General features: G+C 41.0%; 14 protein-coding genes. 3 read left to right on the top strand and 11 right to left on the bottom strand.

Annotation, left to right across the window (positions count from 1 at the left end):
* Positions 1-147: 147 nt before the first annotated feature.
* From BCU84_RS19955 to pepA, 3 genes are all read right to left on the bottom strand, one after another.
* Entirely contained in the window at positions 148-3,063 is a 2,916-nt protein-coding gene (locus BCU84_RS19955; protein ID WP_102529779.1) for a valine--tRNA ligase, read from the bottom strand.
* Between the two features lie 58 nt (positions 3,064-3,121).
* Positions 3,122-3,574: a DNA polymerase III subunit chi gene (locus tag BCU84_RS19950; protein ID WP_102529778.1), complete on the bottom strand. Its 453-nt coding sequence runs from the start codon at positions 3,572-3,574 to the stop codon at positions 3,122-3,124.
* 188 nt (positions 3,575-3,762) lie between these two features.
* Positions 3,763-5,271 carry a leucyl aminopeptidase gene (gene pepA / locus BCU84_RS19945; protein ID WP_102529777.1) on the bottom strand — a complete coding sequence of 503 codons (1,509 nt, stop codon included), beginning with the start codon at positions 5,269-5,271 and terminating at the stop codon, positions 3,763-3,765.
* Positions 5,272-5,525: 254 nt separating this feature from the next.
* Here pepA and lptF point away from each other — a divergent pair, with 254 nt between their 5' ends.
* Both lptF and lptG read left to right on the top strand, forming a co-directional pair.
* Complete coding sequence (lptF, locus tag BCU84_RS19940; RefSeq protein WP_102529776.1) at positions 5,526-6,644, top strand: LPS export ABC transporter permease LptF; 1,119 nt, start codon at positions 5,526-5,528, stop codon at positions 6,642-6,644.
* Complete coding sequence (gene lptG / locus BCU84_RS19935) at positions 6,641-7,699, top strand: LPS export ABC transporter permease LptG (protein WP_102529775.1); 1,059 nt, start codon at positions 6,641-6,643, stop codon at positions 7,697-7,699. The genes lptF and lptG overlap by 4 nt, the downstream gene beginning before the upstream one ends.
* 267 nt (positions 7,700-7,966) lie before the next feature.
* Here lptG and BCU84_RS19930 read toward each other — a convergent pair whose 3' ends face one another.
* From BCU84_RS19930 to BCU84_RS19920, 3 genes are all read right to left on the bottom strand, one after another.
* A complete protein-coding gene (locus BCU84_RS19930; protein WP_133146667.1) occupies positions 7,967-9,058 on the bottom strand; it encodes a GGDEF domain-containing protein in 1,092 nt (363 codons plus the stop codon).
* Positions 9,059-9,424: 366 nt separating this feature from the next.
* A complete protein-coding gene (locus BCU84_RS19925) occupies positions 9,425-9,934 on the bottom strand; it encodes an RDD family protein (protein WP_102529773.1) in 510 nt (169 codons plus the stop codon).
* 14 nt (positions 9,935-9,948) lie between these two features.
* The gene (locus tag BCU84_RS19920) at positions 9,949-10,215 is read right to left on the bottom strand and encodes a DUF2960 domain-containing protein (RefSeq protein WP_102529772.1); all 267 of its coding nucleotides are present in this window, start codon (positions 10,213-10,215) and stop codon (positions 9,949-9,951) included.
* Between the two features lie 181 nt (positions 10,216-10,396).
* On the opposite strand from BCU84_RS19920, the gene BCU84_RS19915 reads away from it, so the two are divergent.
* Positions 10,397-10,966: a DsrE family protein gene (locus tag BCU84_RS19915; RefSeq protein WP_102529771.1), complete on the top strand. Its 570-nt coding sequence runs from the start codon at positions 10,397-10,399 to the stop codon at positions 10,964-10,966.
* 119 nt (positions 10,967-11,085) lie between these two features.
* On the opposite strand, the gene BCU84_RS19910 is transcribed toward BCU84_RS19915, so the two are convergent.
* The 5 genes from BCU84_RS19910 to BCU84_RS19890 all read right to left on the bottom strand — a co-directional run bounded on the left by BCU84_RS19910 (position 11,086) and on the right by BCU84_RS19890 (position 15,807).
* Positions 11,086-11,895: a RecX family transcriptional regulator gene (locus BCU84_RS19910; protein WP_102529770.1), complete on the bottom strand. Its 810-nt coding sequence runs from the start codon at positions 11,893-11,895 to the stop codon at positions 11,086-11,088.
* Between the two features lie 6 nt (positions 11,896-11,901).
* The gene (locus BCU84_RS19905; RefSeq protein WP_102529769.1) at positions 11,902-12,549 is read right to left on the bottom strand and encodes a DUF2913 family protein; all 648 of its coding nucleotides are present in this window, start codon (positions 12,547-12,549) and stop codon (positions 11,902-11,904) included.
* 231 nt (positions 12,550-12,780) lie between these two features.
* The gene (locus BCU84_RS19900) at positions 12,781-13,176 is read right to left on the bottom strand and encodes a VOC family protein (protein WP_241906500.1); all 396 of its coding nucleotides are present in this window, start codon (positions 13,174-13,176) and stop codon (positions 12,781-12,783) included.
* A gap of 341 nt (positions 13,177-13,517) precedes the next feature.
* Positions 13,518-14,153, bottom strand: coding sequence for a peroxiredoxin-like family protein (locus tag BCU84_RS19895; protein WP_102529768.1), 636 nt, complete (start codon positions 14,151-14,153; stop codon positions 13,518-13,520).
* Positions 14,154-14,505: 352 nt separating this feature from the next.
* Complete coding sequence (locus BCU84_RS19890; protein WP_102529767.1) at positions 14,506-15,807, bottom strand: DEAD/DEAH box helicase; 1,302 nt, start codon at positions 15,805-15,807, stop codon at positions 14,506-14,508.
* Positions 15,808-16,193: the final 386 nt, after the last annotated feature.

Here is a 16,193-nt window from a genome sequence, read left to right as displayed (position 1 = left end):
TTAGGTTTAGGTTTAGGTTTAGGTTTTAGGTTTTAGGTTTTAGGTTTTAGGTTTAAGTTAAACCCAGGTTTAGAACAAAAAAAGGCTATCAACCACTAGTAATAACATAGGTTGACAGCCTTTTATTTCAGTTTTTTATGCCGTTAGTTAGCTTTCTAATTTCGCTAATTCAGCTTTCTGTTCAGTTAGCTTTTCAATATCGCGTTGATACTCTGCTTGCTTAGCACGTTCTTTCTCAATAACGGCAGCAGGTGCTTTCGCCACAAAACCTTGGTTAGATAGCTTGCCTTCGATACGTTTAAACTCACCAGCGGCTTTTTCAAGTAGTTTGTCGATACGGGCGACTTCTTTAGCCACATCGATAAGACCTGCCATTGGGATAAGCAGCTCCATGTCACCCACTAATTGTGTGGTCGACATAGGCGCCGTTTCACCGTCTGCAAGAATTGTCATTGATTCAAGCTTCGCCAAGGTCTTGAAGAACGTTTGGTTGGCTTCAAGGCGAGCTTTATCCTGTTCACTTACACCACGCAGTAGGGCATTGAGTGGTTTAGAAGGGGCAATGTTAAGCTCTGCACGAATATTACGTACTGCAGTAATGACCTGCTTAACCCACTCTAAATCTTCCATCGCTTGTGCATCAACTTTAGCTGCATCAAACTCAGGGAACTCGGCTAGCATTAACGTGTCACCTTCAACCCCAGCAAGGGGTTTAACACGTTGCCAGATGGTTTCTGTAAGGTATGGCATCATTGGGTGCATTAAGCGCTGCATTTTCTCTAACACTGTGACTAATGTATGGCGAGTACCACGAAGCTGCGCTTCGCTGCCACTTTGCATCACAGGTTTAGTTAGCTCTAAGTACCAGTCACAGAATTGGTTCCAAGTGAACTCATAAATAGTGTTAGCAGCTAAGTCAAAGCGGTAGTTAGCCATATGATCGTCATAAGCTTTAACGGTTTGATTAAACAAACCAATAATCCAACGGTCAGCAAGCGACAGTTCCATTTCACCAGGCTTGCCATCAACAAGCAATTGACCACAATCTAATGCTTCGCCAATAGCGTCTTCATCAGCACCTTCAGTTTGCACTTCAGTGTTCATTAACACGTAACGTGATGCATTCCAGATCTTGTTACAGAAGCTACGGTAACCATCAAGACGTTTCATGTCCCAGTTGATGTCACGGCCAGTCGATGCCATAGACGCAAGCGTAAAGCGCAGTGCATCAGTACCATGTGCTTCGATACCTTCGCTGAATTCTTTACGAGTACTTTTCTCAATTTTGGCGGCCATTTTAGGCTGCATCATGTTGCCAGTACGCTTTTCAACTAATGATTCTAAGTCAATGCCATCAATCATATCTAATGGATCAAGGACGTTACCTTTAGACTTAGACATCTTATTACCGGCTTCATCACGGATAAGACCTGTGACGTAAACCGTTTTGAAAGGCACTTGTGGTTTGCCGTTTTCATCTTTAATGAAATGCATGGTCATCATGATCATGCGGGCAACCCAGAAGAAGATAATATCAAAACCAGTGACCAACACATCTGTTGGGTGGAATGCTTTTAGCTCTTCAGTGTTTTTCGGCCAGCCTAAGGTTGAGAATGTCCATAACGCTGAGCTAAACCATGTATCTAATACATCGTTGTCTTGGCGCAGTACTACAGATTCATCAAGATTATGTTTAGCGCGAACTTCAGCTTCGTCACGTCCTACATAGACTTTACCTGACTCGTCGTACCATGCCGGGATACGGTGACCCCACCAAAGTTGGCGTGAAATACACCAGTCTTGAATATCACGCATCCAAGAGTTGTACATGTTCTCGTATTGCTGAGGAACGAACTTAATGTCGCCATTATCAACAGCTTCCATGGCTGTTTTAGCCATTGGTGCAACTGACACATACCATTGGTCAGTCAGTAATGGCTCAATGACCACACCTGAGCGATCGCCATATGGCACTTTTAGTCCATGTGGGTCGATTTTGCCCAACAGGCCTAGGGTATCAAACTCTTCAACAATCGCTTTACGTGCAGCAAAACGCTCTAAACCTGCGTAACGCTCAGGTAAGCTGTTATCTAATTCGTTATTTGCTGTGCCATCAGTATTAACCACTTCAGCTGAGCTACGAATGTCAGCATTAATCGTTAAGATGTTGAACATTGGCAATGCGTGACGCTTACCGACTTCGTAATCGTTAAAGTCATGAGCAGGGGTAATCTTCACACAACCTGTACCAAACTCTATATCAACATAATCATCAGCGACGATTGGGATAAGACGGTTTACGATAGGCAGTAAGATGAATTTACCAATCAATGACTGGTAACGTTCGTCATCAGGATGAACCGCAACAGCACTATCACCTAACATTGTTTCTGGACGTGTTGTAGCCACTTCTAAGTAGTCTTTACCATCGCTAGTTAATGCGCCATCAGCAAGCGGGTAGCGGAAATGCCACATGCTGCCTTGCTTTTCTTTGTTCTCAACTTCGAGATCAGAAATTGCGGTGTGCAGCTTTGGATCCCAATTAACTAGTCGCTTACCACGGTAAATCAATTCGTCATCATATAAGCGTACAAACACTTCTTGTACAGCTTCCGACATGCCTTCATCCATTGTGAAGCGCTCACGCTCCCAATCAACAGATGCGCCTAAACGACGTAGCTGCTTGGTGATGGTGCCACCAGATTCGTTTTTCCAATCCCAGATACGCTCGATGAAGTTATCACGTCCTAAGTCATGACGACCTAAACCTTCTTCAGCAAAGACCTTACGCTCAACTAGCATTTGGGTGGCGATACCTGCGTGGTCGGTGCCCACTTGCCAAAGGGTGTTTTTGCCCTTCATGCGTTGGTAACGCGTCAACGTATCCATGATGGTGTCTTGAAATGCATGACCCATGTGCAAACTACCCGTCACATTTGGTGGCGGGATCATAATGCAATAATTACCTTTTGACTCATCGCCATGTGGTTTGAAGTAGCCTTGCTCTTCCCAGTTTTGGTAAAGAGATTGCTCTATTGACTGCGGGTTATATGTTTTTTCCATGGGATTTTTGTTTTCTCAATCTAAATTAATAGTTGGTATTGTTAACGAATCAACTGACTTAAACGCCAGTGAACTCAGTTGTTGTGAGTTCAATGCCTAATTGCTTGTAATCACGGTAGCGAGCACGGGCAATTTGTTTAAGCGCATCATCATTAGCAACAAAATCGATAATATGCGGGAAATTAACCGCAAATGATGGCACTTGGTCTGCAAGATTGATCAGTAAATGACGACTTTTATTGGCGCCTAATTTATCAAATCCAATCTCGACAGGGGAACCTGTTACTGGTCCTTCCCCTTTTAAATTGTGGGGAACAAATGCCGTTGGCTCAAATTGCCAAAGCAATTCGTCAATAGCGTACGCCTGCTGTTTGTCTTGGCAATGAATATAAATTAATTGCTGCTGACGGTAATGCTTTTCTGCCAATTGGCAAGCGGCTAAAAATACACTTTCAATAGCGCTGGGCTGTGTATTGATAGCGGGCATTAAGTAAAACAGAGTCTTTGGCATGCTTTTACTATATTTGACGAAGTAAAGACGGATTTTACACTAAAAGCAACTCATGGGGCTAGGGCGGACAGAGGTTAAATTAACATTTAGATGTGATTTTTAATTCATTTAGAAAAACAAAAAAGGTGAAGAATTGCTTCTTCACCTTTTCTTATCAAGCTCAATCTATCGGCTTGTGTCAATAAGGCTTATTCGCCTTGGTCAACACCTGCACGATTAATAAGGAATTGGCTTAAGATTGGTACTGGGCGACCAGTTGAGCCTTTATTTGCACCGCTGTTCCAAGCTGTACCTGCAACATCAAGATGTGCCCAGTTATATTTCTTAGTAAAACGAGATAAGAAACATGCTGCTGTAATTGAACCCGCTGGACGACCACCTAAGTTAGTCATATCAGCAAATGGGCTTTCAAGCATTTCTTGATACTCATCCCAAATCGGCATACGCCACGCTCGGTCACCTGATTGTTCACCCGCATTTAATAGCTCGTGAGCTAATGGGTTATGAGACGAGAATAAACCAGATGCATGTTTACCTAATGCGATAACACAAGCGCCAGTTAAGGTCGCAGTATCAATCACTAATTCAGGGTCGAAGCGTTCAACATAGGTCAGCACATCACATAATACTAAACGGCCTTCAGCATCGGTATTTAATACTTCAACGGTTTGACCAGACATAGTAGTAAGAATATCGCCTGGACGGTAAGCATCACCTGCAGGCATGTTTTCACAACCCGCAAGAATACCGATAACGTTGATAGGCAAGTTCATTTCACATAAGGCTTTCATTACGCCGATAACACCTGCAGCGCCGCCCATGTCGTATTTCATCTCATCCATGCCATCGCCAGGTTTTAATGAAATTCCGCCTGAATCGAAGGTTAAGCCTTTACCGACTAACACAATAGGCTTTTCAGTTTCATCAACTGCGCCTTTGTATTCCATCACTGTCATGATTGATTCATTGGCACTCGCGCGGCCAACAGCTAAGTATGAGTTCATACCTAGTTTTGCCATTTGCTCTTCGCCAATGGTAGTCACGGTTAAGTTGTCATGCACTTCGCCGATTTGACGAGCTTGAGATGCTAAATATGCTGGGTTACAGATATTTGGTGGCATGTTCGCAACATCACGACATAAGTCCATACCGGCAGCAACAGCCATACCGTGTTCAATTGCACGTTCGCCAATGGTTAATTCACGACGAGTTGGTACATTGAATACCATTTTACGTAACGGACGACGCGTCTCGCCTTTACGGGTTTTTAAAGTATCGAAGCTATATAAACTGTTATAAGTTGTTTCAACAGCTTGGCGTACTTTCCAATAAGTGTCGCGACCTTTAACGTGTAGTTCAGTTAAAAAGCACACTGCTTCCATTGAACCTGTTTCGTTTAAAGTGTTAATCGTTTTGGTGATAATTTGTTTGTATTGGCGTTCATCAAGTTCACGCTCTTTGCCACAACCGACTAACAAAACGCGCTCACTGAGTACGTTAGGTACATGATGCAACAAAAGCATCTGTCCTGGTTTGCCTTCTAAATCACCACGTCGAAGTAGGTTACTGATGTAACCTTCACTGATTTTATCCAATTGCTCCGCGATACCAGACAAACGACGAGGTTCGTATACACCGACAACGATACAAGCTGAACGTTGTTTCTCGGGGCTGCCGCTCTTTACGCTAAACTCCATGAGCACTCCTAGATTATTAAAGACAAATTTTTATATTTATTAGATAATGTTTTAATTAGGCCTGTTTGGCCATATTTACAAACCTTTAAGGAAATAAATCCTTGGTAATTTCCTGCTATGCAGCTAAATGAATTACACTTAAGGAAGCTCACGAGCTGGTCAGAAAACTATCAATAACTGCTAAAAGCAGACATTTTATAGTGAACTTACTCTGATACCAGCAAAAAGACAAGTTTAGACAGTGGATCCTACCTGTGATTGTATTTAGATACTTGATCGTTGAAGTTTTAAAAGCCCAATTTGCGATACTTTTGGTGCTGTTAACTATTTTTATTAGCCAGCAATTTGTGCGTGTATTAGGGGATGCCTCAAATGGTGAATTTCCTGCAACGTTAGTACTGACATTGTTAGGCCTGAATTTACCGCAACTGACGGTGTTAGTACTGCCGCTGAGTTTTTTCTTAGCGATATTGCTGGCCCACGGGCGAATGTATGCCGAAAACGAAATGGTGGTTCTCCATGGCGTTGGGATCAGTGAATGGTATGTGACTCGGGTGACTTTGCTTATCGCTGTGGCAAACCTAGTGTTTACCGGCATTTTGTCACTCTATGTTGGCCCTTGGGCTGAAGAGAAACAAAACCAAGTACTTGAGCAAGCCCAGTCTGAAGCAGGCTTAGCTGCGATTGTCCAAGGGCGCTTTCAAGCAAGCCCTAATGGCCGCGCCGTATTATTTGTTGAAAAAATATCTAAATCCAATGAGTTACAAAATGTATTTGTAGCGCAACTCCCCGATCCTGAAGATGAAGAAGGCCTAACCAATGTGGTGGTCTCTGAGCAAGGCCGTGTTGTTGAGGACCGCTTTGGTAGCCAACAATTGCAACTGGATAATGGCGTCCGATATCAAGGTAGTGCTCATCATCTTGATTACCAAATGATTGAATTTGGTGGTTACCGGATGGAAATTAAAGAGCAAGAAGTGGATGAAAGGCGACGTAAACTGTCCGCATTACCAGTCAATGAGCTTTTAACAACCCCTGGGCCTGAAGCTGTGGCTGAATTCCAGTGGCGATTAGCACTGCCACTTGCGATCCCTTTAATGACATTGATTGCAGTACCACTTGCTCGAGTTAATGTGAGACAAGGTAAATTTGCCAAGATGTTCCCTGCGATTTTATTGTACCTGGGTTATTTCGGCTTAATGGTTGCTGGACGTAAAGCGCTAGAGGACGAAGTGATTCCCTTAGCCTTGGGTATGTGGTGGATTCATGGCTCGGCGCTGGTGATGGGCTTGTTCTTGCTCGGTAAAGAGCGTCCAAACGGTGCGAAAATATTGCAGGTATTTAAACGTAAGCATAAGCAGGAGGCAGTATGAAAATATTAGATCTCTATATTGCACGCGTTATCATCAGTACATCAGCTTTGTGTCTACTTATCTTGACAGGTTTGTCGGGCATTATTAAATGGGTTGACCAATTGCGTGTTGTTGGCCGCGGTGCATATACCATGCTGGATGCGGTCATTTATGTCATCTTTCTTATCCCACGTGATATTGAAATGTTCTTTCCTATTGCAGTGCTGTTAGGTGCGTTAATCGGCATGGGCATGTTAGCGTCCAATTCAGAACTTGTGGTGATGCAAGCATCAGGCATGTCGCGTTTACAAATTACCATTTCAGCGATGAAAACCGCTATCCCGTTGATGATCATCGTGATGGCATTGGGCGAGTGGGGCGCACCTGTTGCAGAGCGGAGCGCTAAAGAGTTACAAGCGACCAAAGTATCAGGTGGTAGTTTAATTAAATCTCACCGAGGGGTGTGGGCTCGGGACGGTGACTTATTCGTTAATATTGGTGAAGTAGAAACCATCAATACCCTCAATAACATCACCTTTTACGAGTTTGGTGACGATTTAAAGCTGAAAACCATGACCCAAGCAATGCGGGCGCATTTTGCTAATGGTGTTTGGCGTTTAATGGATGTAAAAAACACTCATATTACTGAAGACCAAATCACCTTAGAGTACCAGGAAGAGCGTGTTTGGAATTCAACGTTAACGCCTGATAAGTTAAGTGTGGTGTCGGTGAAACCTGAAGCATTAAGTATTCAAGGTTTGATTGGTTATTTAGAATATTTAAAAGTGAACCAGCAAGATCCCAGTCGTTACGAACTCGCACTTTGGCGTAAGGTTATGCAGCCGATTACCGTAGCTGTGATGATATTAGTTGCATTGTCATTCGTATTCGGCCCATTAAGAACGGTAACAATGGGCGCCCGAGTATTATTAGGTGTGGTTGCTGGATTTAGCTTTTATATCTGTAGCGAAATATTTGGCCCGTTAAGTATTGTGTACGGACTACCTGCTTATATTAGTGCCAGTATGCCTGCAGTATTGTTTAGCGCGGGGGCGTTATACTTCATTAGGAAGTAATTATCTGATTTTACTTTAAATATTAAAACCAGCCTGAGCATATTTATGAGTCAATGGCTGGTTTTTTTGTGTCTACTATTTATTTCTCTTATTGTTCACACTTAATACTCAGACATATTATTGATAGCTATTAGCCATTGAATGCTAATGACTCATTTAACGTTTGTGAGAGACTGCATAAAGGGAATTGAGGCTGTTAATTCAGACTTCTAGTTATATATAGCTAGAAGTCTGAGCTAAGGTTATAGCTAAAGTGAATGTGTAATTTTAACTGGCCATTTGGGGGTAAACACAGTTTCTACCGCCTTCTTTAGCTTGATATAGATGCTCATCAGCGCGGGTAATTGCTGAATCTACAGTGTGGTCTTTATCAGCGCTGCCAATGCCAATACTGACCGTGATAGGAATGGTGGTATTTTCGTACTCAATTGGATGGTTTTTAATGGTTAGGCGAACTTTTTCAGCAACTTCATAAGCATCATTAAGAGGAGTGAGAGGTAATAAGATTAAAAACTCTTCTCCCCCCCAGCGTGAAATCATGTCCTGTTTTCGTAACGTGCCTTCAAATAGCTTTGCTAATTTAACCAATACTTCATCACCATATTTGTGGCCGTATTGGTCATTCACATGTTTAAAATAGTCTACATCAATCAATAATATGCTCATCGTGTTGTTGTTTCTAACTACTCGAGCGTATTCATAACTGAGCTGTTCCATCATCGCACGACGATTGGGAATATTGGTTAAATGATCTCGGCGTGCCTGTTGTTCAAACTTTTCGCTGAGCTGCTTTACATGTAAAAAAGATTGGTGACGGGAGTACTCATAATATCCTGCCAAAAACGTCAGTGTCATCAGGGAATACAGCACACGCGTTTTGAATTCATAGGAATAACTGGCTTGCAGCAATTGATCGTCAGGGTAAAACATTATCACGCAGTAACAGAGTATAAAGCCTAAGGTATTTCTTAATCCGCCTTTTAATCCCCCAAAAAACATCATTACAGGCGGGACTAGGAATACCCATAACGGCCCAGTGTTATTCGAACCACCGCTATAGACTAGATATAACATTAAGGTGATTAAGCTTAACTGAATTAGGGTGCTAGACGTTTCAAAACGATATTGTTTTAGGAACAGCCAATGATTTTGTAACGAGAGGAAAAATAAAATACTCGACAGTAATAGCGTGATTGCCAGAGAGATATTGTTTTCTAGGTAAGCATTGATGCCCAATATGAAGGTAATAGAAAAGCCAACGGTGCCGAACCAATTGATAATTAGAATTTTATGACGTTTTTCAGGATCATCATAAAGCTCTGTACCACGGTTCAGATAACTTAAAAGTAATTGTTTCATCGCAATGAGGCTATTCAAAGTCTTATGTTCATCCCTTTACGCCCAAAATGTTCCTTTTATAAGCTTAAATGAAATCGCGCAATACTACTCATTGATACGCTGTATCTATTAATCTCATTATCTTCTTAAGATACTCCAGTAAATCGATTACGCCAAGTAACATTCGTATGCTAATCAATAGTCTGTTTAATGGACTAAGTAATGAAACATGTTATTGGTTATCGATAAGGCTCAAACTGGGACAGATATAACAGTAAAGGTAGAGTTTTAGGTAATAAAAAAGCCAACTGAATGAGCAATTGGCTTTATGGATATGATTAATTGCTTCATTTTTAATGAAGCGAACAATACTGACTTTAACCTTGATTAAGCACCGCGCCAGTTACGCATTTGATTCGCTTCAAGGGATAATACTACGACTTCCGAGCGAGTCATTTTATCCTGCAGGGCTAATTTGTCAGGGTTGATAAGAATAAATAAGTTACCAATACCTGCAAAAGACCAAACAACACGAGCAATAGCAGTAATGAAACTTAAGTTTTGCCCATTAGGATGCTGCACTTTTAAGCGCCATGCTCTCATTCCCAGGGTTTGACCACCGCGACTCCAAAATATGGCATAAAATCCAGCAACACATATGACTAACCAAAGCTGATAGAAACCTTGATAAAGTGGGGTTTGATTAAGCAAGTCAGAAACATGTTCATGGCCATTCATGCCAATCACACCTGTGCTGGTTAATCCAAAAAAGAGTCCAAATCCAATCACACCAGCAACCATATATACGGCTACGGCAAGTAAAGCATCATAAATTATTGCGCCGCAACGCTTTATAAAACTAGCTCTGGGAAAGTTAGCGTGTTCTGAATTAATCATGTAAACCCTTTGAATTAGCTGGCAGGTGTGTCTTCGTCTTCTTCTCGGACAAATTTGATACTGGTAAACCCGAATCGAGCAAACTCAGTTTTACGGAATTCCTTTTCAGCTTTCGCGCCTTTTTTTGACGTCATTGCCACTTGCTGTTCCATTGCTAAAAAGCCAGTTAAATCGATGCCTTCAGCTTCGGCTGCTGCTTCATATAAATCGTGATGAACGTCATAGCTAAATGGGATAACTTTGGTTTTACCTTTAAAGGTATAAATGACTTGGCGGGCCATGGAAACTCCTAAAATCGCAAACAGTAGTATGAGTGGAAATAAACTCATACGGCTAAAAATGCCTACAACATTTCAGATGCTGACATATGGGCATTTTGTTGGCTATTATAACGAAAGCTTTAGGTGCAAGATAGCTCAGAACTTGCGTGACAATAATAATCATCATTAAAAAGGAAAATGAATGTCTAGATTGATAACGTTAGCCGCCTTGTTACTTTGTTGTTTAGGGGGAATTAGCTTTTCAACTTCTGCCTATGCAGGTATGGAAGCATTTAAAGATGGCACCGCGATAAAAGGTTACGGTCAAATTGCTGCAATCGATTCACAGCTTGTTATCCCAAAGGATATGCAATTCAAAGTCGCGTTTGATATGAGTAAAGCCGCTAAACCTAATGAGGTTAATCGCAATTTAAACACCTTAGCCAGATTTATCAATATGCATGAAGCTGTGGGGGTTAAAGCTGAGAATATACAGCTAGCTATGGTCGTACACGGTGCTTCAGTTGCCGATTTAACAAATGATAGTTTTTATCAAAGTCAGCATTCAAGTAATAAAGAACTGACTAACGCCAACAAAGCATTAGTGAGTCAATTGGTGAAATATGGTGTAAAAATTTATATTTGTGGGCAAAGCGCTGCGTATTATGGTTTAGACAAGGATGCATTACTGCCAGGTGTGGATATGGCTTTATCGGCAATGACAGCTCATGCAATATTAGCGCAACAAGGATATAGCTTAAATCCGTTTTAAGTCTGAAAATGCTGACTGTCGATCAGGAGCGGCTTGCTTTGTTAGGGCTCTGCTTACTTTCATTTGGGCTCTGCTGACTGAGTTAGAAATACTGCTTGCTTGAGTTAGCCTTTTTTAATTTAATCATCGCTAGGATTGAGCGCTTCTTTTATCTCATCACTGCCAAAGCCTTTGCGCATTAAGTAAGCATAGGCTTTTGATTTACCTTTATAGTCTGATAAATCATAGCGTTTTCTAGCCAACTGCTCGCGGCAGCTCTTATAAAAGTCTATATCTTCGCTAAGGCTTAGTTGGTAAATAATATTCTCAAACTCGCTGACATCAATCAGTCTTTGTTTGAGCTCTTGTAGGATAAGAGTTTCGCCTTTGCCTTTATTATATAACTTGATAATTTCAGTGGTTAAATCGACTTTGTCAGCTTTTACCGCTAATTTGCTACGCAGGGTGGCTTGCTGAGGATGCTCTGATAGGGCGTGATCTATTTCCGCTCTAGAGAAGCCTTTAGTGGTCATCTGTGAGTAAACTTTCTCTTTGGTCGTGCCATGAAAATGTTCAAATTTATTCAGCAGTCTTGATGTTGCCATAGCAAAGCTATCGACCTGCAGAGCATCCATGACTTGCTCAAGGGCTAATTCAATTTCAGCAGCTAAAATACCCCGTAGTTGCAGCTTACGTTTAATCGCGCCTTTGCCAATATCATCGCTAAAAGCCAACTCGCAATAACGCACAGCAAAATGATGATTGTCTTTCAAGTAACCATTTTCAATTAATGTGGTCAGTACCGTCTCAATCCATTGCTGATTGTCAGTTTTCCGCTCAAGCTTAGTGCGGATTTCACTAATCGTGAAATCCTGCTGGCTAAGATGCCAATAAGCACTATTGAAAACATTATCAATTGTTTTAGCTTGCCGAAGCGGTTGGCGTTGCATAGCGCTTTACTTAATTAACAAGCACAGTTGCTTAAGTTGATTGTTTGGTGCAATCAAATAAGTCTTATGATGTTTGATTAAGCTAGTTTTCTTATTACCTTGGCTGACTAATAAGCCTTTCGCTAAAGCTCTTTCAGCAAAATGATTTTCATCACCACGGACATAAATCGGTAATGACTTAACCAGCTTGTCGTCTTCAAAGTGGCTTTCCAGTTGAAGCTCACATACCACTAAGCTGGATTGGCCATTGCCTGCTAATTTGAGTTTGGTGCCACTATCATCAGAGAAAGCACTGTCAGAAATAACAAACCAATCATCACTTTCAAGTTCAGTAAGTAGCTGCCCAATAGCTTGCTGCTGAGTTAACTCTGGTTTTTCAACTGCGCGGTATTGTTTGGCAATACGCTCAAATAATTGCGGCAACATGGCGCCAGCACCTTGGCTACGTGCCATTCTTATCCAAGCAGATAGATCATCGGCAACCAATTTAGAAAAACGTTTTACGCGAAAAGATTCAACTAACCATGCACATAAAAAGTGGCTTTCTTGAGCGGGAGTTCGCTTTGCTTTTTGTTTTTCAGCAGACTCTTGTAAAGCTTGGATACCAGCTTCAGCGACATCTAAAATGGCTTGATTGTATGTTTGGGTTTGCACTATTTTTACACCGTTTAATTAATAATTTCATCACAGAAGCTTCATCTGTAATGTGGCGTTGCGACTAGACAACTTGCATAAGCTGTATTGTAGCAGAGGTACTTAAATTGCTGCTACAAACTTGGCTTGGAAGTCTTACTCAAGGCTAACATTGTATAAAAGGTGGGCTGATTTACTGAATCGTCGTTTATTCTCATTCTATTTATCAGTTTTGTTTATTCGTTTTATAAATTAGTTTTGTTCGTCACTTTTGTTCAGGTATAATAAATCCCATTTGTTGCCATATAGGTCTTGGAACACCACTACAGTGCCATATTCTTCGACACGCGGAGTTTCATTGAAGGTGACGCCTTTTGACTTCATAAGCTCGTAGTCACGCCAAAAATCATTCGTTTGTAAAAATAAAAAGACCCTACCACCGCTTTGATTGCCAACAGCTTGCAGCTGCTGATCATTACTGGCTTGAGCTAACAGTAGATTAGTACCATTTGAGTTAGGCGGACTAATCAATACCCAGCGTTTGCCACCACCGAGATCAGTATCTTCCACTAAAGTGAATTGCAGTTTTTGAGTATAAAAAGCAATTGCATCATCGTAATTTTCAACCACGAGCGCAATATTAGCGATTTACTGCTGTACTGTTTGCGTCATATGCCTTTCACCATTTTTCATTCAGTTAATCATTATTATGCTACTTGATATTCAAGCGACTTGAATCGGGAACCAATTGTAGCAAAAAATTTAATTACATCGATTAAATCTACAGCAGATAAACTATCGCCTGAGCTGCTAGGGTAATCCAAGAGAGGGAGCTGTATAACGCTTTGCGATCCAGTTTGGGCGAAACGCTACGACGTTGATGTGTACCTGATTCGATATTTTATTAGAAAGAATAACTTAACTTGTTTTACAGTAGTCTGGAAAAACAAAAAGGCGATAGTGATAACTATCGCCTTTAAGTAAAAAAATTACTGGTTCTGTAACAATTCAGCCGCAGCTAAAATTAACTCTGGTGCAGGACGCACTTTGTAGTTTGGATTAATGTATTGAAAATGCACTAAGCCTGCTTTATCCGCTACGTAAACAGCAGGAACTGGCAATACTAAACGTTTATCACCTTCTGGTGTTGTCCAAAGCGTGTTATCAACGCTTAACTTTGCTTGATACATCGAAGTGACTTTTTCACTGGTGTAAAATGCGATGCCAAATGCTTGTGAAGCAGCCATTTTTTCATCTGACAACAACAAGTAATCTAATTCATTGTCGTTAATTGATGCTTTTAATTTAGCGGGTGAATCAGGTGAGATGCCGACTAATTGGAATCCCATTTCAATCAGTTTAGGCTCAATGGCTTTTAATTGACCCATTTGAATATTACAAAAAGGACACCAACCACCACGGTAAAAGAAGAATATGGTGGGCTTTTTAGCGGTTAGCTCTTCTAAGTTAACCTTATTGCCATCAACATCATGCAAGTCAACACTAGGAATTTGCTGACCATTCATCAATGGCATTACGTGGTATTCATCACTGGCAATGGGTTTAGCCATTGAAGGTAAACTAAATAAGGCCACTGCGGCGACTAACATCAAATTTTTTAACATGCTGAAATCCATATTCAATTAAAAGGGTCTATGTTGCGTGCTCTTCGAGGCATTTATTGCGCTCTAGTGCTCAATGTTGTTACTGATCCTTATCAATCTGCTTTATCAAACTAATTTGACAAGCCAGTTTATCAAGCCAGCTTATCAAATAAGTAAGGCAATCGATGAATTTTCACAGTAACGACTAATACTAGACCTGAGCATATCATTTTTTATTTCACTCGATTGAATAAAAGTGAATTTAGATTTACTTATTCTGTTTCACGTCTTTACGACATAGTTTATTCGAGGCAATAAAAAAGGCGCTATCAGCGCCTTTAATCATATTCAACTTAGGTTATTACTTTAGCAATTACTTCAGTTTTTTGTATTTAACTGTACTGCTTGATTTACCTACAGTCACGCGGCGACCTTGCATGTTGCGCTCTGCCACAACTTGCTCACCAGCATTGTCAGAACGTTGTTGTTTCTTAGCGAAACTACGACGCTTTTGAATTTGCTTAAGCAGCATTTCACGGCTGCCGACTTCATAGCCTGCAACTGTAATACGGCGAATTGGTTGACCGATTAACTTTTCGATATCCGCTAAGGTACGTTCTTCTTCACGACTTACAAATGAAATTGCAGTACCTGATTTACCTGCACGGCCTGTACGACCAATACGGTGAACATAATCTTCTGCAAGAAATGGTAAGTCATAGTTTACGACGTAACCTAGATTTTGAATATCTAACCCACGTGCAGCGACTTCAGTTGCAACCAGTACGCGCACTTTGCCTTCAACAAACTCACGTAAAGCGCGGCGGCGGCTACCTTGAGCTTTTTCACCATGTACAACCGCTGATGGAATACCATCAAGGTTTAATTCTTTTACTAGCACATCTGCTGCATCACGAGTTGCGGTAAACACCAATACTTGTTGCCAATTTTTAGTGCCAATTAACTCTGATAAAAGTTCACGTTTGCGACGCTGCTCAACGGGGTATACCACTTGGCTGACGGTTGCTGCTGTGGTGTTTTGCTTGTCAGCGGTAATCACCTTTGGTTTCTCTAGCATTTCATTAGCCAATTTTTTAACTGACGTAGAAAAGGTTGCTGAGAATAATAAGTTTTGACGTTGCTTATTAACTGCTTGAAGAATTTTTTGAATATCAGTGCTAAAACCCATGTCTAACATACGGTCAGCTTCATCGAGTACTAAAAATTCAACGTTTGATAAGCTTAAGTTACAAGCAAGAAGGTGCTCTAATAAACGACCTGGTGTGGCAACAATAATGTCAGCACCACGTTTAAGCTTTTGCGCTTGGGTTGCGACTTTAACACCACCATAAATGGTCAACACTTCGATGTTAATATTTTTACTGTAGTCGTTAATGTTTTCAGCGACTTGAGCTGCAAGTTCGCGGGTCGGCGTTAAAATCAATGCACGTGTATTTGAATGCTGTAATTCACGTGGATTTTCAAACATTTTTTGAAGCATTGGTAATGCAAATGCTGCCGTTTTACCTGTACCAGTCTGAGCACTCGCTAGGACATCTTCACCACGGCGAATAGCTGGAATAGCTTGCTGTTGAACAGGTGTCATAGTTTTATAACCACAATCAGCGATCGCACTTAATATTTCTGGGGCGAAGCTAAAAGATTCAAATTTCATCGGTGTATATTCCTATGGTAATCACGTTATTCAACAGTTTAAATGTTTGCCGATTGTAGATAGAAGTATAACGGCTATAACAAGCGGCGGCGGAGTATAACAAAAAAAATTGATTATTTCTTACCTAAATTATCTATTAAGCTGAAGTTGGCATTTTCGGTAAACCTATTACTTGCACCGCATAGAATTCTGACTGCTTAGTAAACATAAGCAATGTGCTAGCTGTAGGCGTTAAGGTTAAAACTAATATCAACAAAAATGCCAAGCTCAGATTGAACTTGGCATTATCAGTTTAAGCAAAATTACTACAGTTAGCTTTTAGCTTGATTATGTTAAAGCACTTTTTATAAGCACTTTTTATAAGCACTTTTTATAAGTGCTTTTTA

It is taken from the genome of Shewanella sp. 10N.286.51.B7 (assembly GCF_002873615.1).
GTDB lineage: Bacteria > Pseudomonadota > Gammaproteobacteria > Enterobacterales > Shewanellaceae > Shewanella > Shewanella electrodiphila.
The sequence above is the reverse complement of the archived record's forward strand: the minus strand, read 5'-3'. Positions and strand labels throughout refer to the sequence as shown.

Excerpts from the sequence above, each read along its gene's own strand:
- BCU84_RS19955 (WP_102529779.1), bottom strand. The coding sequence starts at position 3,063 with ATGGAAAAAACATATAACCCGCAGTCAATAGAGCAATCTCTTTACCAA.
- BCU84_RS19950 (WP_102529778.1), bottom strand. The coding sequence starts at position 3,574 with ATGCCAAAGACTCTGTTTTACTTAATGCCCGCTATCAATACACAGCCC.
- pepA (WP_102529777.1), bottom strand. The coding sequence starts at position 5,271 with ATGGAGTTTAGCGTAAAGAGCGGCAGCCCCGAGAAACAACGTTCAGCT.
- lptG (WP_102529775.1), top strand. The coding sequence starts at position 6,641 with ATGAAAATATTAGATCTCTATATTGCACGCGTTATCATCAGTACATCA.
- BCU84_RS19930 (WP_133146667.1), bottom strand. The coding sequence starts at position 9,058 with ATGAAACAATTACTTTTAAGTTATCTGAACCGTGGTACAGAGCTTTAT.
- BCU84_RS19925 (WP_102529773.1), bottom strand. The coding sequence starts at position 9,934 with ATGATTAATTCAGAACACGCTAACTTTCCCAGAGCTAGTTTTATAAAG.
- BCU84_RS19920 (WP_102529772.1), bottom strand. The coding sequence starts at position 10,215 with ATGGCCCGCCAAGTCATTTATACCTTTAAAGGTAAAACCAAAGTTATC.
- BCU84_RS19915 (WP_102529771.1), top strand. The coding sequence starts at position 10,397 with ATGTCTAGATTGATAACGTTAGCCGCCTTGTTACTTTGTTGTTTAGGG.
- BCU84_RS19910 (WP_102529770.1), bottom strand. The coding sequence starts at position 11,895 with ATGCAACGCCAACCGCTTCGGCAAGCTAAAACAATTGATAATGTTTTC.
- BCU84_RS19895 (WP_102529768.1), bottom strand. The coding sequence starts at position 14,153 with ATGTTAAAAAATTTGATGTTAGTCGCCGCAGTGGCCTTATTTAGTTTA.
- BCU84_RS19890 (WP_102529767.1), bottom strand. The coding sequence starts at position 15,807 with ATGAAATTTGAATCTTTTAGCTTCGCCCCAGAAATATTAAGTGCGATC.